Source organism: Rhizobium sp. O111 (assembly GCF_055616315.1).
The window spans coordinates 352,176-378,897 of the sequence record NZ_JBSHXL010000001.1; the positions used below are offsets into that span (position 1 = coordinate 352,176).

The 26,722-nt window shown below is 62.7% G+C and carries 22 protein-coding genes, 1 tRNA gene and 1 pseudogene; 11 read left to right on the forward strand and 13 right to left on the reverse strand.

Translation table 11 applies throughout. The features are described 5' to 3' along the window. The first annotated feature begins 20 nt into the window (after nucleotides 1–20). From ACVTFQ_RS01755 to ACVTFQ_RS01765, 3 genes are all read left to right on the forward strand, one after another. Nucleotides 21–566 (forward strand): tetratricopeptide repeat protein, encoded by a 546-nt coding sequence (locus tag ACVTFQ_RS01755; protein ID WP_047508277.1) that lies wholly within the window; start codon nucleotides 21–23, stop codon nucleotides 564–566. A gap of 143 nt (nucleotides 567–709) precedes the next feature. Further along, entirely contained in the window at nucleotides 710–1,315 is a 606-nt protein-coding gene (locus ACVTFQ_RS01760; RefSeq protein WP_111561745.1) for an RNA polymerase sigma factor, read from the forward strand. Next, nucleotides 1,312–2,100, forward strand: a complete 789-nt coding sequence (locus tag ACVTFQ_RS01765) for an anti-sigma factor family protein (protein WP_111561746.1) — start codon at nucleotides 1,312–1,314, stop codon at nucleotides 2,098–2,100. The genes ACVTFQ_RS01760 and ACVTFQ_RS01765 overlap by 4 nt, the downstream gene beginning before the upstream one ends. Nucleotides 2,101–2,531: 431 nt before the next feature. Here the strand turns inward: ACVTFQ_RS01765 and ACVTFQ_RS01770 are convergent, their stop codons facing one another. Then, nucleotides 2,532–4,601 carry an ATP-dependent helicase gene (locus tag ACVTFQ_RS01770; RefSeq protein ID WP_111561749.1) on the reverse strand — a complete coding sequence of 690 codons (2,070 nt, stop codon included), beginning with the start codon at nucleotides 4,599–4,601 and terminating at the stop codon, nucleotides 2,532–2,534. A 217-nt stretch (nucleotides 4,602–4,818) separates the two neighbouring features. On the opposite strand from ACVTFQ_RS01770, the gene ACVTFQ_RS01775 reads away from it, so the two are divergent. After that, nucleotides 4,819–6,441, forward strand: a complete 1,623-nt coding sequence (locus ACVTFQ_RS01775) for an ABC-F family ATP-binding cassette domain-containing protein (protein ID WP_018898513.1) — start codon at nucleotides 4,819–4,821, stop codon at nucleotides 6,439–6,441. 60 nt (nucleotides 6,442–6,501) lie between these two features. Here ACVTFQ_RS01775 and pepT read toward each other — a convergent pair whose 3' ends face one another. From pepT to ACVTFQ_RS01820, 9 genes and pseudogenes are all read right to left on the reverse strand, one after another. Further along, a complete protein-coding gene (gene pepT / locus ACVTFQ_RS01780) occupies nucleotides 6,502–7,734 on the reverse strand; it encodes a peptidase T (RefSeq protein WP_470423662.1) in 1,233 nt (410 codons plus the stop codon). Between the two features lie 44 nt (nucleotides 7,735–7,778). Then, complete coding sequence (locus ACVTFQ_RS01785; protein WP_111561750.1) at nucleotides 7,779–8,507, reverse strand: response regulator transcription factor; 729 nt, start codon at nucleotides 8,505–8,507, stop codon at nucleotides 7,779–7,781. Continuing rightward, a complete protein-coding gene (locus tag ACVTFQ_RS01790) occupies nucleotides 8,504–11,224 on the reverse strand; it encodes a sensor histidine kinase (RefSeq protein ID WP_112950036.1) in 2,721 nt (906 codons plus the stop codon). The genes ACVTFQ_RS01785 and ACVTFQ_RS01790 overlap by 4 nt, the downstream gene beginning before the upstream one ends. Before the next feature lie 80 nt (nucleotides 11,225–11,304). Continuing rightward, nucleotides 11,305–11,410, reverse strand: a pseudogene (locus ACVTFQ_RS01795) (endonuclease domain-containing protein); the annotation flags it as partial. Nucleotides 11,411–11,422: 12 nt separating this feature from the next. Further along, on the reverse strand, nucleotides 11,423–11,992 hold the full coding sequence (gene kdpC, locus ACVTFQ_RS01800) for a potassium-transporting ATPase subunit KdpC (RefSeq protein WP_111561752.1): 570 nt from the start codon (nucleotides 11,990–11,992) through the stop codon (nucleotides 11,423–11,425). A 12-nt stretch (nucleotides 11,993–12,004) separates the two neighbouring features. After that, on the reverse strand, nucleotides 12,005–14,092 hold the full coding sequence (kdpB, locus tag ACVTFQ_RS01805) for a potassium-transporting ATPase subunit KdpB (RefSeq protein ID WP_111561753.1): 2,088 nt from the start codon (nucleotides 14,090–14,092) through the stop codon (nucleotides 12,005–12,007). 48 nt (nucleotides 14,093–14,140) lie between these two features. Continuing rightward, nucleotides 14,141–14,314, reverse strand: a complete 174-nt coding sequence (locus ACVTFQ_RS01810; RefSeq protein WP_162718075.1) for a hypothetical protein — start codon at nucleotides 14,312–14,314, stop codon at nucleotides 14,141–14,143. Between the two features lie 4 nt (nucleotides 14,315–14,318). Then, nucleotides 14,319–16,022, reverse strand: coding sequence for a potassium-transporting ATPase subunit KdpA (gene kdpA, locus ACVTFQ_RS01815; protein WP_111561754.1), 1,704 nt, complete (start codon nucleotides 16,020–16,022; stop codon nucleotides 14,319–14,321). Nucleotides 16,023–16,057: 35 nt separating this feature from the next. Then, entirely contained in the window at nucleotides 16,058–16,147 is a 90-nt protein-coding gene (locus tag ACVTFQ_RS01820) for a K(+)-transporting ATPase subunit F (protein WP_111561755.1), read from the reverse strand. Between the two features lie 418 nt (nucleotides 16,148–16,565). Here ACVTFQ_RS01820 and ACVTFQ_RS01825 point away from each other — a divergent pair, with 418 nt between their 5' ends. The 4 genes from ACVTFQ_RS01825 to ACVTFQ_RS01840 all read left to right on the forward strand — a co-directional run bounded on the left by ACVTFQ_RS01825 (nucleotide 16,566) and on the right by ACVTFQ_RS01840 (nucleotide 20,214). Next, entirely contained in the window at nucleotides 16,566–18,086 is a 1,521-nt protein-coding gene (locus tag ACVTFQ_RS01825; protein WP_111561756.1) for a CDP-glycerol glycerophosphotransferase family protein, read from the forward strand. A gap of 2 nt (nucleotides 18,087–18,088) precedes the next feature. Continuing rightward, nucleotides 18,089–18,760, forward strand: a complete 672-nt coding sequence (locus tag ACVTFQ_RS01830; RefSeq protein WP_111561757.1) for an HAD-IB family phosphatase — start codon at nucleotides 18,089–18,091, stop codon at nucleotides 18,758–18,760. Next, nucleotides 18,736–19,401 (forward strand): NTP transferase domain-containing protein, encoded by a 666-nt coding sequence (locus ACVTFQ_RS01835; protein WP_111561758.1) that lies wholly within the window; start codon nucleotides 18,736–18,738, stop codon nucleotides 19,399–19,401. The genes ACVTFQ_RS01830 and ACVTFQ_RS01835 overlap by 25 nt, the downstream gene beginning before the upstream one ends. Before the next feature lie 78 nt (nucleotides 19,402–19,479). Then, nucleotides 19,480–20,214, forward strand: coding sequence for a class I SAM-dependent methyltransferase (locus tag ACVTFQ_RS01840; protein WP_162718078.1), 735 nt, complete (start codon nucleotides 19,480–19,482; stop codon nucleotides 20,212–20,214). 136 nt (nucleotides 20,215–20,350) lie between these two features. On the opposite strand, the gene ACVTFQ_RS01845 is transcribed toward ACVTFQ_RS01840, so the two are convergent. Continuing rightward, entirely contained in the window at nucleotides 20,351–21,595 is a 1,245-nt protein-coding gene (locus ACVTFQ_RS01845) for a DUF5677 domain-containing protein (protein WP_111561760.1), read from the reverse strand. A gap of 350 nt (nucleotides 21,596–21,945) precedes the next feature. Then, nucleotides 21,946–22,019 (reverse strand) — tRNA-Gln (locus ACVTFQ_RS01850). Nucleotides 22,020–22,278: 259 nt separating this feature from the next. On the opposite strand from ACVTFQ_RS01850, the gene ACVTFQ_RS01855 reads away from it, so the two are divergent. The 3 genes from ACVTFQ_RS01855 (at nucleotide 22,279) to ACVTFQ_RS01865 (ending at nucleotide 25,061) form a co-directional block, all read left to right on the forward strand. Then, entirely contained in the window at nucleotides 22,279–23,841 is a 1,563-nt protein-coding gene (locus ACVTFQ_RS01855) for a Ppx/GppA phosphatase family protein (RefSeq protein WP_112435977.1), read from the forward strand. Between the two features lie 23 nt (nucleotides 23,842–23,864). Further along, nucleotides 23,865–24,584 (forward strand): RlmE family RNA methyltransferase, encoded by a 720-nt coding sequence (locus ACVTFQ_RS01860; RefSeq protein WP_047508489.1) that lies wholly within the window; start codon nucleotides 23,865–23,867, stop codon nucleotides 24,582–24,584. An 81-nt stretch (nucleotides 24,585–24,665) separates the two neighbouring features. Further along, nucleotides 24,666–25,061 carry a VOC family protein gene (locus ACVTFQ_RS01865; RefSeq protein ID WP_111561762.1) on the forward strand — a complete coding sequence of 132 codons (396 nt, stop codon included), beginning with the start codon at nucleotides 24,666–24,668 and terminating at the stop codon, nucleotides 25,059–25,061. Between the two features lie 13 nt (nucleotides 25,062–25,074). On the opposite strand, the gene ACVTFQ_RS01870 is transcribed toward ACVTFQ_RS01865, so the two are convergent. Beyond that, nucleotides 25,075–26,499 carry a DHA2 family efflux MFS transporter permease subunit gene (locus ACVTFQ_RS01870; protein WP_111561763.1) on the reverse strand — a complete coding sequence of 475 codons (1,425 nt, stop codon included), beginning with the start codon at nucleotides 26,497–26,499 and terminating at the stop codon, nucleotides 25,075–25,077. Between the last annotated feature and the right edge of the window lie 223 nt (nucleotides 26,500–26,722).

Sequence of the window (26,722 nt, forward strand, 5' to 3'; positions counted from 1 at the left end):
TGTCCCGAAGGAGATACATCATGACCTCAGCAACCTCCCGGATTGCATCCGTCCTCATCAGCGGCGCGATCGCCGCCTTCGCGTTCACCGCGCCTGTTTTCGCCGCCGGCGGCGACGATAGCGGCGGCGCAACCACGCCGACCTGCAAGAAGGGTGAGGTCTATGACAAGAAGACGCAGAAATGCGTCAAGCAGTCGGGCGCCAACATCACCGACGACAACCGTACCGAATACGCCTATTCGCTGGCCAAGGCCGGCCGTTACGATGAGGCGCTGGCCATGCTCGATACGCTGAAGGACCAGAACACCGCCGAGGCGCTGAACTATCGCGGCTACGCAACGCGTAAGCTCGGACGCACGGATGAAGGCATTGGCTACTATCTGAAGTCGGTCCAGCTCGATCCGCAATATGCCAAGGTCCGCGAATATCTCGGCGAAGCCTATGTCATCAAGGGTCGCATCGATCTTGCCAAGGAGCAGCTCGGCACCATCAAGACGCTGTGCGGCACGTCTTGCGAGGAATATCGCGATCTCAACGAAGCGATCACCGATCCGTCGAAGATCTAAAGCATGTCGCGCAAAAGTGTGCAGCGGTTTTGCGGCACCGACATGCGACAAAACAAAGACTTAAAGCGTGGCGAGCGAATCCGAAGGATCGCGACACGCTTTAGCGCGCGCGAACACCCGATAATGTGACGAGGAACATGCCGATGGTCGTCGCCTACACGACATTTCCTGCCTATAGTCACGCCAACAAGACCGCGCCGGCTCGCCCAGTGCGGTCTTCGGCAAACCCCGTGGCGGAGGCGGCAATCGCAAGCGAATCCGATATCAGGAGCGGTCTGACGGAAAACCTGTCGCGGCTCTGGCGCTATGGTCTCGTGCTCTCGCATCGCCGCGACGTGGCCGACGATCTGGTGCAGCAGACCTGCGTGCGCGCGCTTGAGAGGGCCACGCAGTTTCAAGTGGGCACAAGGCTCGACCGCTGGCTGTTTGCCATTCTTCATTCGATCTGGCTCAATGAAATCCGCTCGCGGCGGGTCCGCGAAGGGCAGGGCTTCGTCGATGCCGAGCAGGCGCTCGTCGTCGATGGCGCGCGCGAAACGGAGGCGCATGTCATGGCCGCTCAGGTGCTTCGTCTCGTTGGCGCGCTGCCCGATGCGCAGCGTGCCGCAGTCTTCCTGGCCTATGTCGAGGGCCTGTCCTACAAGGAGGTGGCCGCCGTGCTCGATATTCCGATCGGCACCGTCATGAGCCGGCTCGCCGCTGCCCGCGCGACCCTGGCCGGCAATCTGAAAGAGGAGGGCGGACGATGACCGACAAGACCACCATCCCCTCCGACGAGGAACTGACCGCCTATCTTGACGGCGAACTGCAACCCGCTGAGGCCGCGCGCCTGGAAGCACTCCTGGAAACGGACGCCGAGCTGGCCGCCCGCCTCGAATTCCTGTCGCGCGCCAGTCTGCCCTTCGCGCAGGCCTTCGATCCGCTGCTCGCTCAGGCGCCGAAGGCCGAGCTCGAAGCCATCCTCGCGCGCCTCTCCGCCACACCCGCGGCAGCGCCGGCCCCCAGCCGCCGTCGCTTCCTCGGCGCGCTCGCCGCCTGCCTCGTGGCTGGCGTCATCGCCGACCGCGCCTTCATCGGCCTGAGCCGACAGCTCGCCGCAACCGATGAAAGCAGCGAATGGCGCGCCACGGTCGCCGATTACATCGCACTCTACACGCCCGAAACGCTGGCCGGCCCGGTCCCCTCGCTTGCGTCGCAGGCAGATCAGCTGTCAGCCGTCGAAGCAAGGCTCGGCCTGCGCCTCTCGCCGGAAGCGATCGCGCTTCAGGGCGTCGATTTCAAGCGGGCACTGCTCCTGCAATATGACGACCAGCCACTCGCCCAGCTCGCTTACCTCGATCCCGAGACAGGCCCCTTGGCCCTCTGCATCGTCCGCTCCGACGACGGCCCCCAGCCGCCCGACGTCGAAAGCCGCAAGGGCATGAACGTTGTCTACTGGTCGGATAAGACCCACGCCTTCATGCTGATCGGCCATGCGTCGATGGAGCGGATGAGGGCGTTGGCGGGGGATGTGAGGACGCGGTTGGCGGTTTGAGTGGGCCTACTTCTGATGAGCGGACGTTGGCGGTGTGCCGTGTGGCACCCCCTCTGTCCTGTCGGAAATCTCCCCCACAAGGGGGGAGATCGACTCGCGGAGAGGTTTACGCCAAATGTTGAGGTAAGAGCGAGCGGGTAAGCCCAGCCAATCTCCCCACCTGTGGGGGAGATGCCCGGCAGGGCAGAGGGGGTAACACACGGAAAAACGCCAAATCCAAACGACATCAAATATTTAACTGGCAGACTCAGCACCCGGAGCCCCCTCATCCGACCCTTCGGGCCACCTTCTCCCCGTTGGGGCGAAGGGGAGGTCGGCGCAGGCGGCCCACCACGAGTCTCTTCTCCCCTGCGGGGAGAAGGTGGCGGCAGCCGGATGAGGGGGCTTCAGGCACAACGCCAGCTGCCCACCCTCAACAACCCCCACACACCCTACCGCCACATCGTCCGCATCCGCGCCGCCACATCCACCCTTATCTGCTGCGTACTCCGTTCCGAAGGCGTCGCGACCACAACCGGCCATGCAGCCGTCTCGAAATATTGCAGCAGCGTCACCGGAATGAACCGCGTGCGCGACGCATAGACATGCCGGTCGCCCTGGCCGTGTTGGCCGCTGGTGAAGAAGCGTTGCGGGGTGATCAGCGTCAGGCTGTCCTTGGCGCGCGTCATGCCCACATAGAGCAGGCGGCGCTCCTCTTCGATCTCCTGCGTCGTGCCGACGGCGAGGTCGGAGGGGATGCAGCCGTCGACGACGTTGAGCATGAACACCGCCCGCCATTCCTGCCCCTTGGCCGAATGGATGGTGGAGAGGATCAGATAATCCTCGTCGAGCAGCGGCACGCCGGCCTGGTCGCTGGTGGCGTCGGGCGGATCGAGCGTCAGCTCGGTGAGGAAACGCTCGCGATTGGCATAGCCCGACGCGATCTGCTCGAGCTGCAGCAGATCGGCCTTGCGGGTGTCGGCGTCCTCGTGGATGCGGTCGAGATGCGGCTCGTACCATTCGCGCGCCTGCGCGATCTCGGCCGGCCACGGCCCGTTCGCCTTGCGCAATCCTTCCAGCAGCTGCACCAGCGCCGGCCAGCTCTCACCGGTCTTGGCCGGCGGCGGGATTTCGGCGAGCGCCATCAGCGGTTCGGGGTCGGCGGCGATCGTGTCGAGGATCTTGCCCGCCGTCTGCGGCCCGATCCCCGGCAGCATCTTCAACAGGCGGAAGCCGGAGACCCGGTCGCGCGGGTTCTGCGCGAAGCGCAGGATCGCCAGCATGTCCTTCACATGTGCCGAATCCAGGAACTTCAGCCCGCCGAACTTGACGAAGGGGATGTTGCGCCGTGTCAGCTCCACTTCGAGCGGGCCGCTGTGCGAGGAGGTGCGAAACAGCACTGCCTGCTGCTTCAGCGTCATCCCCACTTCGCGGTTCGCCAGCACCTGTTCGACGATGTAGTTCGCCTGCTCGTTCTCGTCCTTGACGGTGAGCAGCTTCGGCCGCTCTTCGGATTGCCGGTCGGTCCAGAGATTCTTGGTGAAGCGCTCGCGCGCCAGTTCGATGACACCATTGGCGGCGGCAAGGATCGTCGTCGTCGAACGATAGTTGCGGTCGAGCGTGATGATATCGGCCGGTGGCTCGAAGGTTTTCGGGAAGTCGAGAATGTTGCGGATCGTCGCCGCCCGGAAGGAGTAAATGGATTGCGCGTCGTCGCCGACCACGGTTAAGCCCCGCCCGCCGGGCTTCAATGCCATCAGCACGGAAGACTGCAGCCGGTTGGTGTCCTGGTACTCGTCGACCATCACATGGTCGAAACGCCCACCGATATCGGCTGCCAGTTCCGGATCGCTCACCATCTGCGCCCAGTAGAGCAATAGGTCGTCGTAATCGAGCACGTTCTGCGCCTGCTTTGCCTCGACATAGCAGGCAAACAGCTCGCGCAGCTGCTCTTCCCAGGTCGCCACCCACGGATACCAGGTCTTCAGGACTTCGCTCAACGGCGTCTCGGAATTGACCGTGCGCGAATAGATCGCGAGACACGTGCCCTTGGTCGGAAACCGGCTTTCGGTCTTCGAGAAGCCAAGCTCGTGCCGGATGAGGTTCATCAGGTCGGCGCTGTCTTCCCGGTCGTGAATGGTGAAATCGACATTGAGGCCGATCTGTTCGGCATAGATCCTGAGCAGTCGCGCGCCGATCCCATGAAAGGTGCCGGCCCAGGTCAGCGCGTCGGTCATGACGGCGGATTTGGCGCCGAGCACCTGGCGGCAGATGCGCTCGACGCGTCGCGCCATCTCGGACGCCGCTCTGCGCGAGAAGGTCATCAAGAGGATGCGCCGCGGATCGGCGCCGTTGACGATCAGATGCGCCACCCGGTGCGCCAGCGTGTTGGTCTTGCCCGATCCGGCGCCGGCGATGATCAGAAGCGGACCGCCCGTCGTATCCGGTCCCTGACCGACCCCATGCTCCACGGCAAGACGCTGCCGCTCGTTCAGTTTCTCGAGATAGGCCGCCGCCTGCATCTATTCTTCAGCCTCTAGCATACGCGTCGCGGCAAAAGCGCGACTCGGGAACAAATATGGAACGTATCAGTGCCGTCTGATGTTTGGAAGTCCCGCGCGGCTGTCACCACAGGGAAACGGTCGAACCTGAACATTTGGTGCACTGCGGAAAACGGGCGACATCTCAGGTGTTGCGTGGCATAAGGGCGCCGAAAACCTGTTTTGGACCACACTTCCCATGATCCGCATCGAAAATATCAGCAAGCAGAACAGCCACCGCATCCTCTTCATCGAGGCCTCGGCGGCGCTCAACAAGGGCGAGAAGATCGGCCTCGTCGGCCCGAATGGCGCCGGCAAGACGACGCTCTTCCGCATGATCACCGGCGAGGAGCAGCCCGATGAGGGCAATGTCGCCGGCGAAAAGGGCGTCACGATCGGCTACTTCAACCAGGATGTCGGCGAAATGTCGGGCCGCAGCGCCGTGGCCGAGGTCATGGAAGGCGCCGGCCCCGTCAGCGTCGTTGCCGCCGAGCTGCGCGAACTCGAAGCCGAGATGGTCGATCCCGACAAGCTCGACGAGATGGATCGCATCATCGAGCGCTACGGCGAGGTCCAGGCGCGCTACGAGGAGCTGGATGGCTACGCGCTCGAGGGCCGCGCCCGCGAAGTGCTCGATGGCCTGAGCTTCACCCAGGAAATGATGGACGGCGATGTCGGCGGCCTCTCAGGCGGCTGGAAGATGCGCGTGGCGCTCGCCCGCATCCTGTTGATGCGCCCTGATGTCATGCTGCTCGACGAACCGAGCAACCATCTGGATCTCGAAAGCCTGATCTGGCTGGAAGAGTTCCTGAAGAACTATGACGGCGCGCTTTTGATGACGTCGCACGACCGCGAGTTCATGAACCGCATCGTCGGCAAGATCATCGAGATCGATGGCGGCCAGCTCACCTCCTATTCCGGCGACTATGCCTTTTACGAGCAGCAGCGCGCCCAGAACGAGAAGCAGCAGCAGGCCCAGTTCGAGCGCCAGCAGGCGATGCTTGCCAAGGAAATCAAGTTCATCGAACGCTTCAAGGCGCGCGCCTCACACGCCTCGCAGGTGCAGAGCCGCGTCAAGAAGCTGGAAAAGATCGACCGCGTAGAGCCGCCCAAGCGCCGCCAGTCGGTCGCCTTCGAGTTCCTTCCCGCGCCGCGCTCCGGCGAAGACGTGATCAACCTGAAGAACGTCCACAAGAAGTACGGCAGCCGCACGATCTATGAAGGCCTCGACTTCATGGTTCGCCGCAAGGAGCGCTGGTGCATCATGGGCATCAACGGCGCCGGAAAGTCGACGCTGCTGAAGCTGGTCACGGGCTCGACCGAGCCGGATCAGGGCACGGTTGCGCTCGGCGCCAGCGTCAAGCTCGGCTATTTCGCCCAGCACGCCATGGACCTGCTCGATGGTGAACGCACGGTTCTCGAATGGCTGGAAGATAGTTTTCCGCTTGCCGGGCAGGCACCGCTGCGCGCGCTCGCCGGCTGCTTCGGTTTTTCCGGCGACGACGTCGAAAAGAAGTGCCGGGTTCTCTCCGGTGGTGAAAAGGCGCGTCTGGTCATGGCCAAGATGCTGTTCGACCCGCCAAACCTGCTCGTCCTCGACGAGCCGACCAACCACCTGGATCTCGACACCAAGGAAATGCTGATCAAGGCCCTGTCGCAATACGAGGGCACCATGCTCTTCGTCAGCCACGACCGCCACTTCCTGGCGGCGCTGTCGAACCGCGTGCTGGAACTGACGCCCGACGGCATCCACCAGTATGGCGGCGGCTATACAGAGTACGTCGAGCGCACCGGTCAGGAAGCGCCGGGTCTGCGGGGATAAAAAAATGCCGGGCGGTGACGTCCGGCATTTTTCGTTGATGCGAGATTGGTGCGCTGGCGCTTACGCCCGCTCCTCCCAAACTCTGGCAATCTCGACGATCGTCTTGGCCGCCCGCTCCATATCCTGACGGCTTACCCATTCGAGCGGCGAATGAAACGCATGGCCGCCGGCGAAGATGTTGGGGCAGGGCAGGCCCATGAAGGAGAGGCGCGAGCCGTCGGTGCCGCCGCGAATGCTGCCGCGCTTCGGCTCCATCCCGGCGCGACGGATTCCCTCGATGGCGTTCTCGACGATATCGGGGTGGCGATCGACCACTTCCTTCATGTTGCGATACTGCTGCTTGACCTCGAACGTGTAGGTCGAGCCCGGATAGCCCGACATCACGTCCTTTACGATCGCTTCCAGCATCTCTTCCTTGGTCGTCAGTCCCGCATTGTCGAAATCGCGGATGATCAGCCCGATCTCGGCCTTCTCCATCGCGCCGGTCACGCCGGTCGGATGGATGAAGCCCTGCCGGCCCGCTGTCGTCTCGGGGCCGATATCCCTCGGCAGCCGGTCGATGATCGCGCCGGCTATTTTGATGGCGTTTTCCATCTTGCCCTTGGCAAAGCCCGGATGGATCGCAACGCCCTGGATGGTGATCTCGACGCCGTCCGCCGAAAACGTCTCGTCTTCGATATGCCCCGCCGTCGAGCCATCCATCGTGTAGGCGAAATCGGCGCCGAGCTTCTTCAGGTCCACCTTGTCGACGCCGCGGCCGATCTCTTCGTCCGGCGTGAACAGGATCTTGATCGTGCCGTGCTTGATATCGGGATTGGCGACAAGGAACTGCGCCGCCGTCATGATCTCGGCGATCCCCGCCTTGTCGTCGGCGCCAAGCAGCGTCGTCCCGTCGGTTGTGATGATGTCGTTGCCGATCTGGTTCTTCAGCTCCGGATGCTCGCTCACGCGGATCACCTGCTGCGGATCGCCCGTCAGCCGGATATCGCCGCCCTCGTAGCCGCGCAGGATCTGCGGCTTGACGTTGGTGCCGCTGAAATCGGGCGCCGTGTCCATATGCGAGCAGAAGCAGATGACGGGCACCTGCTTGTCCGTATTGGCGGGAATGGTCGCATAGATATAGCCGTGCTCGTCCAGATGCGCGTCCGAAAGGCCGATCGCCAGCAATTCCTCGACCAGCACGCGCCCGAGGTTCTTCTGCTTCTCGGTGGAGGGCTGGCTCGGCGATTGCGGGTCGGATTGCGTGTCGATGACGACATAGCGCAGGAAGCGGTCGGTAACGGTATCGGTCATGATGCGGTCCATTCGTCTTTTTCAACCGATCACTGCTCTATCCCTCATCGGCCCTCCGGTGAAGCACTTTCGGTTGCAGGCAGGTCGGCCTCGCGCAGCCGGTAGCCGACGCCGGTTTCCGTGGTGATGTATTGCGGCTGGTCTGGCGTGGCCTCGATCTTCTGTCTCAGCTGGCGCACATAGACGCGCAGATACTGCACATCCGCCGCCGGTCCCCAGATCTGCTTCAGCATGAATTGATGGGTCAGCACTTTGCCGGAATATTGCGCCAGCACGCGCAGGATGTCGTACTCCTTCGGCGACAGCTTGATCTCGCGCTCGTCGACCTTGACGATCCGCTTGACGAGGTCGATCGACAGCCCGCCGGTGCGAAACACCGCCTTTTCGCCCTGCTGCTGCAGCCGGTGGCGCAGCGCCACGCGGATGCGGGCGCCGAGTTCGTTCATGCCGAATGGCTTGGTCACATAATCGTCCGCGCCCGTCTCCAGCGCCTTGACGATCCCGCCTTCATCGGTGCGGCTGGAGAGGATCACGACGGGGGTGGTCAGCCCCTGTTCGCGCCATTCGCCGAGCAGAGCGTGGCCCGGTGTGTCGGGAAGGCCGAGGTCGAGCACGATGAGATCGGGGCCGACCTCGCCTGCAAGCGCGCGCGCGGTCGCCGCATCCGGCGCCTCATGCACCTCATATCCCTGCGCCGTCAGGCCGACGCGCAAAAGCTTGCGGATAGGGGGCTCGTCGTCGACGACGAGGATCTTCACGGGCGAACCGGTCATTTCATATCTTCCAGCTTCGTGATGTCATTCGTGATCTCTTGAGGGCGAGGCAGCCTGATGGTGAAGACCGCGCCCGATCGGTCGGGCCGGTTTGCGGCAGTGATGGTGCCGCCCATCGCCTCGACGAAACCGCGGCAGATGGACAGGCCAAGCCCGGTGCCGGCCCGCACCTGGTCGCCCTTGCGCACCCGGTAGAAAGTGTCGAACACGCGGTCGAGATCATTATCAGGAATGCCCGGCCCGCTGTCGGCGACCTGCACCATCACATCGCCTGTCCCGGTCCAGCCCTTGATCTCGACGGTCGAACCCTCAGGCGCGTATTTTGCGGCATTGTCGATGAGATTGAACAGCACCTGTTCGAAGAGGACGGGATCGACCCGCACAGTCGGCAGGTCCGCCGGAATGGTCACATGCACGCCGTGATGCGACAGGATCTTGGCCGCGCGGCGCAACGCGCTGCCAACGATATCGCCGACATCGTGCAGCGCCGAATTCGGCTCCATCGCCCCGGATTCGATCCGGGTCATATCGAGCAGGTTGGCGATGAAGCGGTTCAGCCGCTCGGATTCGTCCACCACGGTCGAAAGCAGGTCCTTGCGGTCCTCCTCGCTCATCGAGGCGAAATAATCGCGCAGCGTGGTGGAGGCGCCGAGCACGGCGGCAAGCGGCGTCTTCAGGTCGTGCGAAATCGAGGTCAGCAGCGCCGAGCGCAGTCGGTCGGCCTCGGCGGCGAGCTTCGCCTGGTCGACGTCGGCCACCAACTGGATGCGCTCGATCGCCAGTGCCGCCTGATCGGCCAGAGCGTCGAGCAATCTCTGCTGCTCCGGCGTCAGAAGCGGCCCGTCGCGGCGGTCGCTGTCGAGCCCGATCACGCCGACGGCGGCGCGTCCGGTGCGCAGCGGCACATAGAGCCGCTTGGCGCCCGGCAGGGTATCGGCGCCGCGCCCGGCGGCGTGGTTGTGCTCCCACGCCCAGCGCGCGGCTGCGATGTCGGCATCGTCAAGCGTATCATCAGGCGGATAGCCGGCCCTGACGGCGATCGTCCCGTTCTCGGGCAAAAGCAGCACGACCCACACCCGCAGCATCGAGGCCAGCTGGAAGGCCGTCGCCCAGAGCACGTCGTCAAGCGTGCCGGTACCCGCCAGCTTCTTCGAGAAGAGATAGAGATCCTCGGTTGTGCGCGCCCGCTGCCGCGCTGCCGAGGCCTGCCGCTGCACGGTTGCCGTCAGGTTGCTCGCGACGATCGCCACGCCGAGGAAGAAAAACAGCGCCAGCACGCTCTCAGGATCGCTGATCGTCAGCGTGTAGCGCGGCGGCAGGAAGAAGAAGTTGAAGGCGAAGGCGCCGAGCAGGCAGGAAAACAGCGCCGGCCGTAGCCCGTGCAGCACCGCCGAGGTCAGCACCGCCATCAGGAACACCAGCGCCAGATTGCGCACGTCGAGCACCTGGTCAAGCACGATGCCGGCGACAAGCGCGATCGCCACATAGACGATTGCCAGCAGATAGGCTCTGAGATCGAAGGCTGGTCGCGCCGCCGCCGCCTTGACGCCGCGTTGCGCGCCAGTCTTCTGCTCGTCGCCCGAAATGACGTGAACGCTGATATCGCCAGCCTTGCGGATCAGACGGTCGGCGGCAGATGGTGAGAACCACTCCCGCCATGTCGGCTGCTTCGGCGCGCCGATCACGATGTGGGTGACGTTGTTGGAGGCGGCGTAGCGGATCAGCTCTTCCGAGGTCTCGCGCCCGGGAACGGTGATCGCCTCGCCGCCGAGCTGTTCGGCCAGCCTGAGATTGGCGGCCAGCGTGTCGCGTTCGGCCTCGCTGAGATTGATCGAGCGGTTGGTCTCGACATAGACGGCGGCCCACGGCGCCCTCAGCCGCGAGGCCATGCGCGCGGCGTAGCGCACCAGCGACGCCGAGGCCGGATGGTGATCGACCGACACCAGCACGCGCTCGCTTGCCGCCCACGGGCCCGATATCGCATGCGCCTGCATGTGGTTCAAAAGCTGGTCGTCCACCCGCTGCGCCGTGCGCCGCAGCGCCAGTTCGCGCAGCGCCGTCAGGTTGCCCGGCGTGAAATAGTTGGTCAGCGCCCGCTCGGCGGTATTGGCCATGTAGACCTTGCCGTCATGAAGACGCTTGATCAGGTCGTCGGGCGTGAGATCGATGATCTCGACATCGTCGGCCATGTCGATCACCTTGTCCGGCACCGTCTCGCGCACCCTGATGCGAGTGATCTGCGAGACCACGTCGTTCAGGCTCTCGACATGCTGGATATTCAGCGTCGAATAGACGTCGATGCCGCGATCGAGCAGCTCCTTGACGTCGAGATAGCGCTTCGGATGCCGGCTGCCCTCGGCATTGCTGTGGGCGAGTTCATCGACCAGCACGAGGTCAGGCTTGCGGGCGATGATGGCGTCGATATCCATCTCCTCCAGCCGCCGGCCCCGGTAGTCGACCGCCACGCGCGGCACGATCTCGAAGCCCGCAAGCATCGCCTGCGTCTCCTTGCGGCCATGCGTCTCGACGACACCAACCACCACATCGACCCCATCGGCGATCTTCGCGCGCCCGGAGGCCAGCATCTCATAAGTCTTCCCGACGCCGGGCGCTGCCCCCAGAAAGATCTTCAACCGCCCACGCGTCTCCGCCCGCGCTTTTTCAAGAAGCGCCTCGGGCGAGGGCCGTCCGGCCTGTTCGCGGTTGTCGTCTGGCATGCGGTGTTGTTCTTTCCTGGCGGTCGGCGGACTGGCCCCTCATCCCAGGTGCAACTTGTTGCACCCGGCCTCCGCTACGCTCGGCCACCCTCTCCCCGAGGGGAGAGGAGGGGGCGCGACGTTGCGGCTCGTTCCCTTCTCCCCCACGGGGAGAAGGTGGCCCGAAGGGTCGGATGAGGGGGCCACTCCCGAGACGTTTCACTCACTCATAGAAGCATCAAGCCTCTGGTTCAACTTGAGAACATTGACCACAGGCTCCCCGAGAAAGCCAAGCTCCCGACCCTCCACGGCGCCATCCACCAGTGCCTTCACCTTGGCCTCGTCCAGACCGCGCGCCTTGGCCACACGCGGCACCTGGAAGTAGGCGGCATCCGGCGAGATGTGCGGATCGAGACCGCTGCCCGACGCAGTGACCAGATCGGCCGGTACGGGCGCGTTCGGGTTGGCTGCCTTGGCGGCCTCGTAGTCGGCCTTCACCCGGTCGATCAGCTTGCTGCTGGTCGGGCCGAGGTTGGAGCCGCTGGAGCTTGCCGCATTGTAGCCGTCGCCGGCGGCCGACGGGCGACCGTGGAAATACTGCTCGCCGGTGAAGGCCTGGCCGATCAGCGACGAGCCGATGACCTTGCCGTCCTTCTCGATCAGGCTGCCATTCGCCTGGGCGGGAAACAGCGCTTGTGCCGCGCCCGTCATGGCGAGCGGATAGACGAGGCCGGTGATGGCGGTAGTGGCGACGATCATCACGATCGCGGGACGAAGTTGCTTGAGCATGGACATAACTCCTTAGACGAGGCCGATGGCGGTGATCGCCATGTCGATCGCCTTGATGGCGACGAACGGAACGACGATGCCGCCCAGGCCGTAGATCAACAGGTTGCGGGACAGCAGCGCGCCGGCGCCGATCGGCCGGTAACGCACGCCGCGCAGCGACAGCGGGATCAGCGCGATGATGATCAACGCATTGAAGATGATCGCCGAGAGAATGGCGCTCTGCGGCGTCGACAGGCCCATGACGTTGAGCGCCGTCAGCTGCGGATAGAAGGTCAGGAACATCGCCGGGATGATCGCAAAATATTTGGCCACGTCGTTGGCAATCGAGAAAGTGGTCAGCGCGCCGCGCGTCATCAGGAGCTGCTTGCCGATCTCGACGATCTCGATGAGCTTCGTCGGGTCGCTGTCGAGATCGACCATGTTGCCGGCTTCGCGGGCGGCCACGGTGCCGGTGTTCATGGCGACGCCGACATCCGATTGCGCCAGCGCCGGCGCATCGTTGGTGCCGTCGCCGCACATGGCGACCAGCTTACCCTTGGCCTGCTCCTCGCGAATCAGCGCCAGCTTGTTCTCAGGGGTCGCCTGCGCCAGAAAATCGTCGACGCCGGCTTCGGCTGCGATTGCCGCCGCCGTCATGGGATTGTCGCCGGTCACCATCACGGTACGGATACCCATGCGACGCAGTTCCGCGAAACGCTCGCGGATGCCGCCCTTGACGATATCCTTCAGCTGGATGACGCCGAGCAGGCGTCCGTCGCGGGCAACGGCAAGCGGCGTGCCGCCCGCCTTGGCGATCTCGTCGGCAATGGCCTGCAACTCGCGCACCGTGTCGGAATTCGAGCGTAGCGCGATCGCCGTATTGCCCGAAGCGATGGCGGAGCCACCGTCGACATAGGAGAGCACTGCATCGACGGCACCCTTGCGGATCGACGATCCCTCGACATCGACGCCGCTCATGCGGGTCTGCGCTGTGAAGGGCACGAAGGTGGCCTTCAGGCTCGTCATGTCGCGGCCGCGGATCGCGTATTTCTCCTTCGCGAGCACCACGATCGAGCGACCCTCGGGCGTCTCGTCGGCAAGCGAGGCGAGCTGTGCCGCATCGGCCAGTTCCTGCTCGCTGACCCCGCGCACCGGGCGGAACGCGGTCGCCTGGCGATTGCCGAGCGTGATGGTGCCGGTCTTGTCGAGGAGCAGAATGTCGACGTCGCCGGCTGCCTCCACCGCGCGGCCCGACATGGCAAGCACGTTGAAGCGCACGAGGCGGTCCATGCCGGCAATGCCGATAGCCGAGAGAAGCGCGCCGATCGTCGTCGGAATGAGCGTCACGAACAGTGCGACGAGCACGATGATCGGGATCGAGCCGCCGGCATAGGCCGCAAAGCTCGGAATCGTCGCGGTGGCGAGCACGAAGATCAGCGTCATGCCGGCAAGCAGGATGTTGAGCGCGATCTCGTTCGGCGTCTTCTGCCGCTCGGCGCCTTCGACGAGCGCGATCATCCGGTCGATGAAGGTCGAGCCGGCCGCAGCCGTGATACGCACGCGGATCCAGTCAGACAGCACCTGCGTGCCGCCCGTGACAGCCGAGCGGTCGCCACCCGATTCACGGATGACGGGCGCGGACTCACCGGTGATCGCCGCCTCGTTGACCGAGGCCACGCCTTCGATCACTTCGCCGTCGGAGGGGATGATATCTCCCGCCTCGACCAGCACGAGATCGCCCACCTTCAGGCTGGTACCCGGCACCATGCGATAGCCGCTGCCATTGTTGGCGGTCAGCAACTTGGCCTGGGTTTCGGTGCGCGCCTTACGCAGAGAATCGGCCTGCGCCTTGCCGCGGCCTTCCGCGACCGCTTCGGCGAAATTGGCAAACAGCACCGTGAACCAGAGCCACAGGTTGATCTGGAACGAGAAGCCGAGATTGCTGCCGCCGGTCACGAGATCGCGGATGAATAGCACGGTGGTCAGAACAGAAACCGTGGCGACGACGAACATCACCGGGTTCTTGGCAAGCGCTTTCGGGTTCAGCTTCTTGAAAGCCGCGCCGAAGGCCGGAATGAGAATGCGGGCATCGAGGATGCTCACGGATTTTGCCTGGCTCATAAGAGAACTCCAGCGTTTGAGACGGGGATGGGGCGACCGGTTAGCCGGTCAGCCGAAAATCAGTTTGTAGAGGGCGGCCGCCACGAGCAGCGCCGCCAGCATGATCAAGATGGTGTCCGACGCCTTGAGCGACCGGCCTGGCCTGTGCCCCACCGCCCGCCCCGGAAGACCGGAACGGGCAGGGAGCTTGTGGCGCCTGAAGTGGCGGATCAGCATGGTCATGCCCTCAGAACGTCTGGCCCGAGATCATCATCAGGTGCTCGATGACGGGACCGAGCGCCAGCGCCGGGAAGAAGGTCAGGCCGCCGACGATGACGATGGTGCCCGTCAGAAGTCCGACGAACAGCGGACCGTCCGTGGGGAAGGTGCCGTTCGAGGCCGGAACCGTCTTCTTGGCCGCCAGCGAACCGGCGATTGCGAGAGCCGGGATGATGACCAGGAAACGGCCGGCCAGCATCGCGATGCCGAGCGTCACGTTGTACCAGGGCGTGTTCCCCGTCAGCCCGCCGAAGGCCGAGCCGTTGTTGGCGGCGGCGGACGAATAGGCGTAGAGGATTTCCGAGAAGCCGTGCGGTCCAGCCGTGCCGACCAAGGCGACGGCCGAAGGCAGCACGCTTGCGATCGCCGTGAACACCAGCATCGTCAACGGCAGGCAGAGGATGGCAAGCACCGCCATCTTCATCTCCTTCGCCTCGATCTTCTTGCCGAGATATTCCGGCGTGCGCCCGACCATCAGGCCGGCCACGAAGATGGCGATGATGACGAAGAGCAGGATGCCGTAGAAGCCCGCGCCGACACCGCCGACGATCACTTCGCCAAGCTGCATGTTGATGAGCGGGATCAGGCCGCCGAGCGCCGTGAACGAGCCGTGCATGGCATTGACCGCGCCGCACGACGCTGCCGTGGTAATGACGGCGAAGAGCGAGGAGAGCGTGATGCCGAAGCGCACTTCCTTGCCTTCCATGTTGCCGCCTTCAAGGCCGAAGGCATGCATCAGCGGATTGCCGGCCGCTTCTGCCCAGTAGGTGACGCCGACGCCGATGAGGAAAAGTACGAACATGCTAGCGAGGATCGCCCAGCCCTGCTTCTGGTTGCCGACCATGCGGCCGAAGACGTTGGTGAGCGAGGCACCGATCGCGAAGATCGCCACCATCTGGATCAGGTTGGAGATCGCATCCGGGTTTTCGAACGGATGCGCGGAATTGGCGTTGAAGAAGCCGCCGCCATTGGTGCCCAGCATTTTGATCGCCAGCTGCGAGGCAACGGGGCCGACCGCGATCGTCTGCTTGGCGCCTTCGAGCGTGGTGGCCTCGACATAGGCGCCAAGCGTCTGCGGCACACCGAGTGCGACGAAGACAAGGGTCATGACGATGCAGATCGGCAGGAGGATGTAGAAGGTCGCTCTCACCATATCGACCCAGAAATTACCGACCGCCTTGCCGGATGCACGCGAAAACGCCCGGATGAAGGCAAGCGCGATGGCAATGCCCGTCGCCGCCGAGACGAAGTTCTGCACGGTCAGTCCTGCCATCTGCGTCAGATAGGACATCGTGCTTTCGCCGCCGTAGTTCTGCCAGTTGGTGTTGCTGACAAAGCTGACGGCGGTGTTGAAGGAGAGCTCAGGCCCGACTGCGGCCATGCCGGCCGGGTTATAAGGCAGTACCGCCTGCAGGCGCAGCAGCGCATAGAGCACCAGCGCGCCCAAGAGATTGAAGGCGAGCATCGAGACTGCATAGGTCGTCCAGTGCTGCTCTTCGCGCTCGCTGGTGCCCGACAATGCGTAAAGTCCCCGTTCGATGGGAACGAGGACGGGTGAGAGAAGCGTGCGCTCGCCCGAAAAGACACGCGTCATGTAGCCGCCGAGCGGTTTGACGAGCGCGAGAACGATCCCGCAGTAAAGCAGGATCTGAAGCCATCCGTTGAGGGTCATCTTGATTAACTTTCAATACCCGGCGCTATGAGAGATCAGAATCGCTCAGGGCGGATGAGGGCATAGGTGAGGTAGACGGTGAGGAACACGGTCACGGCACCGCTGAGGACATAGTCGAATATCACTGTGTTTCTCCCGCTAGAGGCTGTCGCAAACTTTGGTGTAGGCGAGGCACAGCACGAAGAATAAGATCGTGATGCCGAGCAGAACGATGTCGATCATCGACCATCACTCCTTGAATTGTTTCGAAATGGAGACGCGGCGCCGGCCGGTGGGCCATGCGCTTGTCCCTGGTGTCTCGGGCAAGATCTTGCGATCACCCGGCCATCAATATGCGGCCGAAGCGCATTAAGGTTCGAGACGCGGGAAAAGCCGCCAATATAAAAATCTTATAAATGCGCTGGTCCGATCGAAGGCCGTTGGAGGTGGAAAAGCCGGCATTCAGGCCAGTTTGGCGAAAGCTTGCCGCCCTAGGGTTGGCGGATAAAGAAGCAGACCTGCGTTCGGCTGAATGCCGTTCTTGAAAGTACGAAGGCGATCTGAATGCCCAAGACCGAGCCAAGCAATTCTTCGGCCGAGACCCTTGCCGAATTGGCATCGTTGAAGGCGCAAGTCGAAGAGTTGACCCAGCGCATCGATACGCAGGGCTCGGTCCAGTTCGAAATAGCCAAGCTGCTGCAGACATTCCATTCCCAGCTCACGGCCCTGCCGCAGCAGATGAACGAGATCGTCAAGACGGCGATCGAGTTGAACAATCACGACAAGGTGCCGCTCACCAAGGAAGTGCTAACCAAGTTCGACGCACGCCTCGGCAGCCTCGGCGTCGGCATGCACGTCTTGAAGCAGGTCAGCCATCTGACGCTGCGCCGCCTTGGCCCCGCGACACCGAAGATCCGTTGCGTCTTCATTGTCCAGTCGATCCCGATGTGGGATGCGCTGGCCGATGTCTACTGGGCCATGACCGAGGACGATCGCTATCACCCCATGGTCGTCTCGATCGACAACAGCCAGCTCGGCGTGGCGGAGTTCTCGGGCGAGGATGAGGTGCATGCTGGGCTGAATGCGCTGGGCGTCCCGCACATCCGCCTCGACATGCACTCCTTCGACGGGCTGGATATCGTGCGAAATCTGATGCCAGACGTGGTCTTCCGCCAGCAGCAGTGGGATTCTCCGGTTCCGCATGGCCTGAGAACGATGGAGATCACCTTTGCCCGGATCTGCGTCGTGCCTTATGGCATGGGCGTGCTCGCCAACCCGGATGCCAAAAGCGAAGACGACGAGGCCTATAGCGACAATTACGACCAGCAGTATCACCGCCTCGCCTGGAAGGTTTTCTGCGAGACGGAGATGACGCAGTCCTATTACCGCTCCTTCGCGCATTCCGATCCGGACAAGTTCGTGCTGACGGGCTACCCCAAGCTCAACAAGCTGATGGAGGCCAAGGGCAAAGGCGAATGGCCGATCGCCGAGCCGAACGGGCGCAGCTTCCGCGTCGTCTGGGCGCCGCACCATTCGCTGGCCGTCAATGGCTTCGGCTTTGGTGTCTTCCATAAAATCTACAAGCAGATGCTGGATTGGGCGCGCTCCGCCAAGGATATCCAGTTCGTGCTGAAGCCGCATCCCGCACTTGCCTTCGGCGCCGAGCAGAGCGGTCTCTTCCACGATAATTCCTATCAGCGCTATCTCGATGCCTGGTCGGCACTGCCGAACTGCGCCATTCGTGAAGGCACCTATGGCGAGCTGTTCGATGCGTCGGATCTGATGATCACCGACGGCGTTTCCTTCCTCACCGAATATCATCTCTTCGAGAAGCCGCTGATCTTCATCGATTCCGGCGTCCACGCCGCCTTCAACGCGCTGGGCCGGCTTGCCGAACGCGCCGCCCACCGCGTCGAAACCTTCAATCAGCTGCGTCAGGTGGCGCTCGATTACAGGGACGGCAAGGCCTGGAAGCTGGTGAAGGAGCGCGAGGAGCTTCTGAAGGTGCTGCTCCCGCGCACCGAGCCGGCCTCCAGCATCATTCTTGATTCCATCGCAGCCGATATACAGACGTCGAGGTCCTGAGCATGTACCGCGCGCAACAGCATGCATTGACACTGCCCGCCGCCAACGACACGGGTGCCGTTCCCGGCCACAAGCGTGGCACCGGCTTCGCCTTCGATCTCGATGGCACGATCACCCGCGCCGAACTGCTGCCGATGATCGCCTCCGAGCTTGGCCTCGAAGCCGAAATGCGGCTCCTGACCGAGCTCACCATGTCGGGCATGATCCCCTTCGAGGATTCTTTCCGCCTGCGCTTCGCCATCCTGCGCAGCGCCGGCCTCGATCGCATCCAGTCGATCGTCTCCGAGGTCGAGTTCGATCCCGATATCGAGCAGTTCATCCGCGAAAACCGCGATCGCTGCTTCGTCGTCACGGGCAATCTCGATCTCTGGATCGCGCCGCTGGTCGAGCGCCTCGGCTGCCGCTTCTACACCTCGACAGCCACGACCGAGGACGGCTGGATCACCGGCCTCGACACGGTCATGCGCAAGAACGTCGCCGGCCTTGAGCTGAAGGACGAGTTCGACCGCCTCGTCGCCATCGGCGACGGCTTCAACGACGTGCCGCTCTTCGACGTCGCCGATATCGGCATCGCCTTCACCGGCCTGCATGGCGCGCCCGATGCACTGGTCTCCGTGTCCAACTATGTCGCTCTCGATGGGAAGTCGCTATGCCGTCTGTTAAACACGCTGTAATCGCGGCGGCCGGCCTCGGCTCGCGCTTGGGTCATGGCAAGCCGAAGTGCCTGGTCGAGATCGAAGGCGTCAAGATCATCAAGCATCTGCTGTCGCTGCTGAAGGATGTCGAGGATGTCCGCGTCATCGTCGGCTTCGAGGAAAAGGCCGTCATCGCGGCGATCCGCGCCATCCGCCCGGATGTGCTCGTCGTGCGCAACCCCGGCTTCCGCAGCACGACGACGCTGCACAGCTACGAGCTCGGCGGCCGCTATATCAAGGGCGATTGCCTGTTCATGGATGGCGACATGCTGGTCGAGCCGGAAAGCTTCGCAGCCTTCCTCGCCTCCTGCGAACCCGGCGTGGCGCAGCTCGGCATCACCAAGACCAAGACCCGCGACGCCGTGTTCCTGACGCGCGAGGACGGCCTTGCCGTAAGCTTCCGCCGCGACGACCCGACCGAATACGAATGGGCCAACATCGCCTGGCTGCCGGTCGATTATTTCGCCGATATCGGCAATACGGCGGTCTATGAGCATCTGAGGCAGTTCCTGCCGATCCGCACCCATGAAGTGATCGCCTACGAGATCGATAGCGAGCAGGACCTGGCGCTGGCGCGGGACAATCTCCACTACTTCAATCTGCAGGCGCTGGTCGGCTGAAGCATGTCGCGCAAAAGTGCGCAGCGGCTTTGCGACACCGACACGCTTCAAGCGAACAGTCACGAAACGGAACCGAGCATGAGCCGCATATACAAGGACCAGGAAAGCATCGATGCCTTGAAGGTCCGCGATTTCTTCAATGGTCGCGCCAGGAAGGAAGGCAATGCCGTCAACGCCGTGATGCTGCAATCCGAGGGCTCGACGATCGCGGTTGACCGCGACATCCACGAGAAGACGCATCTCCTGCCGCGCCTCGAACGCCCCTCGAAGATCCTCGAACTCGGCTGCGGCGCCGGCCGCCTCGCCAGCTTCTACAACAACAACGGCAACCAGTATCTCGGCTTCGATTTCTCCGAAGAACTGATCGCCCGCGCCAAGGCCGAGATCGGCGACGATGAAAACGTCCAGTTCCAGGTCGTCGAAGTCCCCAGGATCGCCGTCGAAGACTTCAAGCTGCAACCGCCCTTCGACTTCTTCCTGATCACCGGCCTCTTCATCTATCTTAACGACGAAGCCGTCCACGACACCTTCGCGATGATCGCCAAGCTCGCAGCCCCGAACGCCACGATCTACGTCCGCGAATCGCTGTCCGAACTCGACGTCCGCTTGACGCTGAAGGAGCATTTCTCCGAAGAACTCGACGAAGTCTACAACGCCATCTACCGCACGACGGCGGAACTGACGGAAGTGATGACCGACACGCTTGTGAAGGCGGGGTTCGTGTTCGAGGTTTGCGGCGAATATGCGTTCCCGCCGGCGCTGCGCAACCGGGCGGAGACGGCGCAGCGGTATTTTACGTTGCGGCGGGGGTGAGGGGCGGTAGGCAAAAGTGCCAGGTTTGCGCCACTGAGTACCGATCTCGTGACTGCGTTAGAATAGGACGATAAACTCTAACCGTTGACGGCGGCTATGGACCCTCGGTGGGTGCGCTGTGAGCTGGCTGCTCCAATCAATTAATCGACCCATACATTTCAATGTGGTCTCGCCTAAGCCTCCTCGCGACTTTAATGCTGTTGGATAGAACCTTGTCCCTTAGCAGAACGAGGGCTTGCGCTTTGATCGATATTTCGATGTCGCTGACATTGTCGAGGAGGACGGACGTGACATGGAGCAATGAGTAAGCCGTGTTAACAGCAGGGACCTCGAGCCCTGCGTTCGCAGCTCCAGCTAACAGGAAGCGCCTATCTCCAAGTGTTCCGAGTGTCCACGCTGTACCTGCAATACCAGCATGCACTTTATAGCTGGACCATTTGTAATCAGATGGGAGAGACGCCCAGTCTACGGCTTCTTCAAGGTCCGCGAAGCGAGGCGATTTGAGGCCAAGGCTATGAGCAGCCCATCCATAGGCTGTCTTGAAGGGGGAACCGTATGCGTCAATCACAGCGTTGTAATCTGCTTCGAACCTCACAAACTGGCGGCCCATTTCTTCCGGCTCATATGGCCGACCTTCATGCCGAAGTTCATTGATAAGTGCCTCCCGCTGGCTCACTATCTCATGAGCAAGATAGCGCTCAGCAAGTTCGTCGCCGAAGCGAGCGACCAAAAAGCAGACCACAGAAATCTCGTATAAGGTCCGCCAACGCGCGTAAGCCCCATCTGCCAAGCCGCTTTCGAGTAGAGTTATGATTTCTAACGTCGTTTGGCATGCGCGCACATGCAGCATCATAAGCACTTGACGTTTGACTAGCCCTTTTTTTGCCTTTGACCGCCCCAATTTCTGGGCAAAAGCCTCGCCAATTTCCTTCGACGACAGGAGCATCATTCGAAGTGGATCAAGAGCTGGCGCCCATCTTAAATCCAGACGGTCTTTAAAGCCGTTGCTCTCGTGGCGTTCTGCCAGCTTTACCTCTGGCCACTGCTTCTCGAGTCGCTTCACCAAATTGGTTGATGTGGTGCTGATGGCCTCGGTAAGAGCTTTCGGCAGTATAATCTTGATGACATCATCCATTTCAACGGCCAGCGCGTCAAAGTCTTGGCTATCGAAGGCAATGTTAACGTCACGCTCATCTCCGAATTCCTCCTGCCAAGTAAACTTCTCGTCGCTACGGTGCAGCATATGATCGGTCAGCGCCTCCAGAAGCTCTTCATTTTCAATTTCGTGCTCCTCTAGCTTTCTTCTGATCATCCTTCGAACTAAGCGCCTAGGTACGTCTTGTGCCAATTCTGCGATCTGAGCTTTAAGGCGCTTGTTCATGCCAATTTATCCGTATCAGAAATCACCGTTCGGAGATGATATTCTCAACGCAGTGAATACGGCAAAGAGGAAAGCAAGGCGTTTTGACGTATACCCTGATTTCCTATTGGCGGGGGCGGTAGGCTGACCGGCATGCTAGGACTTCTCTACGGGCGCGCAACGGGGCATCGAGTGCGGAGACTTCACCGCAGTAGCTGTAGCTTGGTTAAGCCACACAGCGTTCTCTAATCTCACATGTCGTTAGGTTTCAATCCTTGCGGCTTATACGCCCCGCCATGAGATACGTACGGGCTACCCTTTGAAGGGTGTAACGTCATTCAAGTAATTGACTTTATTGAGAAAAGAAAATTTGGCTGGGGAACCTGGACTCGAACCAAGATTAACGGAGTCAGAGTCCGTCGTTCTACCATTGAACTATTCCCCAGCAGTCGCTGCCGAAGCGTGCTTGGCTGCTGTGCGGCGCTTATAACCAAATCATCGCGGAATGCAAATAGCTCTTTGAAAAAAAATTGAACGGCGTTGTGGAGTGTTGGAAAAGGCGGATTCTTGAGGGTTGGGAAAAAGAATTTGTCGTTTTGGCCGAGCGCTGGTATCTTCGCGCCAACGCAAAATCGAACGAGCGCCAGCAGCATACCTCCAGGAGTTCATCCTTCAGGACTTGCGCGGCGCGGTGGAAAAACAACGTGGAAGACCCCGAAGGCGGCTTTAAGTCGCAATCTGACGGGGCGTCGGCGGCAGCGCGCAAGGATGGCAAGAAATCCAGGCGCCGCAAGGGCAAGCGTGGCGGGCAATCCCGCAATGCAGCTCAGGCCGCTTCGCATGCCCCCTCCGGCATTGCCGGCGAGGCAGCGCGCCCAATGGATGCACGTCCAACGGACATTGCGGCCGAGACATCGGCCCGCAAGCGCAAGCGCCGCCGTCGCGGTTCCGGTGCCTCGGGCGAGGGTGCTCCAAGACAGCAGCAACAGGGTGATCAGGTCGCATCCGCCAATCGCGTGGGTGCGCATGATGGCGACGCGGCTTCGGGAAAGCGCGGCCGCCGCAAGCATCGCGGCAAGCGTGGCCTGCAGGGCCGGCCGCTGGCGCAGACAAAACCATCAGGCCATCAGCCCGCGCAGGCGCCCGCGAATCAGCCCAATGTCGGCCGCGGTCCCGCGCAGGAAGCGCGCGGCGAAAACGACAATCGCGTCCAGCGTCATCATCAGGAGCGCGGCGAACGGCCGGCTTCCGCCCATCCCTGGCCGGATGAGCTCTACGCAGCCCTCGACCTCGGCACCAATAATTGCCGTCTCTTGATCGCCCAGCCGACCCGTCCGGGCCAGTTCCGCGTCGTCGACGCCTTCTCGCGCATCGTTCGCCTCGGCGAGGGGCTGGCTGCGAGCGGGCGTCTGTCCGACGACGCCATGGATCGCGCCGTCGATGCGCTGCGCGTCTGCGCCGGCAAGCTGAAGAACCGCGAGATCCGCCGCATGCGGCTGATCGCCACCGAAGCCTGCCGCCAGGCAAGCAACGGCGAGGAGTTCCTTCAGCGCGTCGTCGCCGAAACCGGGCTCGAGCTTGAGATCATCGATCGCGAAACAGAGGCGCGGCTTGCCGTCTCCGGCTGCTCCTCGCTGGTCGGGCGCGAGACGCGTTCCGTGGTGCTCTTCGATATCGGCGGCGGCTCGTCCGAGATCGCGGTCATCCGCATCGGCGACAGCCGCTTCAGCCGGCTCGCCAATCATATCACCCACTGGACCTCGCTGCCCGTCGGCGTCGTGACCTTGTCCGAGCGCCATGGCGGCCGCGATGTCACGCCCGATGTCTTCGAAGGCATGGTGCTGGAGGTCGAGGGCATGCTCTCCGGCTTCGATTGCCCCGTCATCGATGGCGATCTCGGCGACTTCCACCTGATCGGCACCTCCGGCACGGTCACCACGCTTGCCGGCGTCCATCTCGATCTGCCGCGCTACGACAGGCGCAAGGTCGATGGCATCTGGCTGTCCGATGATGAGGTCTCGGCCATGCAGGCCAAGCTCCTCTCCTGGGATTTCGCCAGCCGCGCTGCCAATCCCTGCATCGGGCCCGATCGCGCCGATCTGGTGCTCGCCGGATGCGCCATTCTCGAGGCCATTCGCCGCCGTTGGCCGAGCCCGCGCATGCGCGTTGCCGATCGTGGCTTGAGGGAAGGCCTTCTCACAGACATGATGGCGGATGACGGCGTCTGGCGGCGCCATCGTCACCGCCGCGGCCAACGCGGCAAGTAAGCGCGGCAAATAGGGGATCAGCTATGACCAAGCCAACCATTGCGGGCAACCGCACCGGCCGCAAGCTCGGCCAGCGCGTCAAGAACAAGAAGATGAAGGCGTCCTCGCGCCAGTGGCTACAGCGCCATATCAACGATCCCTATGTGCAGCGCGCCCAGCTCGAGGGCTACCGCGCCCGCGCGGCCTTCAAGCTTTTGGAGATCGATGAGAAGCACGGCATCCTGAAGGGCGCGCGCCGCATCATCGATCTTGGTGCCGCACCGGGCAGCTGGTCGCAGATCGCCGCCAAGGTCACCGGCTCGACGGATGAGGACATCCGCGTCGCGGCCATCGACTTCCTGGAGATGGCGCAGCTCCCCGGCGTCAAGATCCTGCAGCTCGACTTCCTCGATCCGACGGCGCCCGACCAGCTGATGGAAGCGGTCGGCGGCACGCCCGATCTCGTCATCTCCGACATGGCGGCGCCGACCACGGGCCACCACAGAACGGACCACCTGCGCACCATGCATCTGTGCGAAGTCGCCGCGCATTTCGCCATCGAGGTTCTGGGCGAGGGTGGTCACTTCCTGGCCAAGACTTTCCAGGGCGGCACGGAAAAGGACCTGCTCAATCTGCTGAAGCAGAATTTCAAGCAGGTCGTCCACGTCAAGCCGGCGTCATCGCGCGCCGAATCCGTCGAGATGTTCCTGCTCGCCAAGGGCTTCAAGGGACGCAAAGCTGAGGCCGACGAAACGGAAGCTTGATTTCGGGACCATTCCGGGTGGAGTATGACACTCCCAAGACAGGGCATGATTGGCCCAAGACCGGAATGACCGCGGATATCAATGCTGCTTTACGTCACGCTCGGAACCAACGACATCGACCAAGCCCGGCATTTCTATGATGTCGTGCTCCCCGTTCTCGGCTATCGCCGCCAGCGCTACTCGGAAGAAGAGATCGGCTACGCCGCCGATGGCGATATCCGCTGCCGGCTGTGGATCGTCACCCCTTTCAACCGCCGCCGCGCCTCGAATGGCAACGGCACCATGATTGCGCTCGCGGCCGAGACCCGGGCGGATGTCGATGCCTTCTATCGCGCCGCGATATCAGCCGGCGGCGTCAGCGAGGGCGAGCCGGGCCTGCGCCCATTCCACGCCAATTTCTACGCCGCCTATGTGCGCGATCTGGATGGCAACAAGCTGAGCGCCGTCTGCGAGGCGCCCGAGCCGGCCGCCGAATAAACGTCGCGGACGCTTATTTCACCGCCTGCTGTTCCGCCTCCAGCACGCTTGGCGCGAGCGGCTTGACGCGATGGCCGGAGACCAGCGCGCCGGCATGCTTGTCCATGCGGATGAAGGGGATGGTCGCGACCACGGTCATCAGCGCGATCACGTAGAAGGCAATGTGGAAATCCACCACCTGCAGCGCTTCGCCGCGAATGAAGATCGAGGTCTCCAGGATCGCCGCGGCCACGGCCACGCCGAGCGCCAGGCTGATCTGCTGCATGACCGAGCTCATCGAGGTCGCCTGGCTCGCCTGCGCGTCGTCGATATCGGCATAGGCAAGCGCGTTGACGCCGGTAAAGAAGAAGGAGCGCGAGAAGCCGCCGATCAGAAGAACGAGAATGATGACGAGATGCGGTGTCGTCGGGGTGAAGAAGCCGGTGGTAACAGTCACCAGTGTGGTCACGCCTGCTGCCGTCAGCAGCGTCGAGCGGAAGCCCACGGCCGCGAACACCCGCTTGGCCATGAACTTCGTGGTGATCGCGCCGATCGCGCCGGCAAACGTGATGAGGCCGGATTGGAATGGCGTCAGCCCGAAGCCGAGCTGCAGCATCAGCGGCGTCAGGAAAGGCATGGCGCCGATGCAGATGCGAAACAGCGTTCCCCCTGTCGTTGATGCGCGGAAGGTCGGGTTCTTGAAGAGCTGCAGATTGAGGATCGGTGCCGGGTGCCGTCTCGCGTGGCGCACATAAAGCGCGCCGCAGACGACGCCGATCGCGGTCGCGGCGATGCCGATGATCGGCGGCAGTGCCGGCAGGCTGACGACCGAGAGGCCGAAGACCACGCCGGCGGCGGCAAATGAGGTGAGCACGAAGCCGGTGATATCGAGTTTCGGCGGCGCCGTCGCCTCGACCTCGGGCAGGAAGATCGTCGCCAGCCACACGCCGATGATACCAACAGGCACGTTGATCAGGAAGATCCAGTGCCAGGTGAAATAGGTGGTGATGAAGCCGCCGAGTGGCGGTCCCGCGAGCGGCCCGACCAGCGCCGGGATGGTGAGCAGCGCCATCGCGGAGACGAGATCGCTGCGCTTGGTGGTGCGCAACAGCACCAGGCGCCCGACCGGCGTCATCATCGCCCCGCCCATGCCCTGCAGGAAGCGGGCGACGACGAATTCGATCAGGCCGGACGAAATCGCGCAGAAGATCGAGCCGACGACGAAGACGCAGATGGCGAGGCGGAAAATCCGCTTGGCGCCGAACCGGTCCGCCATCCAGCCGCTGATCGGAATGAAGACGGCGAGCGACACCATATAGGATGTCAGCGCCAGCTTCAGCGTGATCGGCCCGACGTGAAGGTCGTTGGCGATCGCCGGCAGCGCGGTCGATATGACGGTGGAATCCATCTGCTCCATGAAGAGCGCGACGGCAAGGATCAGGGGAACGATGCGGTTCATGCGCGAAAGCCTTGGGGGTCTAGCAAAGGCGGCTCGGAAAGCCACTGCTCTTTAGTCCTCGCACCGGCATCTGCCAAGTGCACATTCATCTTAGGAAATGCGAATGCATCACGTCTGCGTGACACGGATGGTTCAGGGATTTCAACGCGCGGAATTGACATATGTTCGTTTCGGCGGATTGCGATAAAGGGTGGTCCGTCATGACGATGGGGGCGGTGCGCCA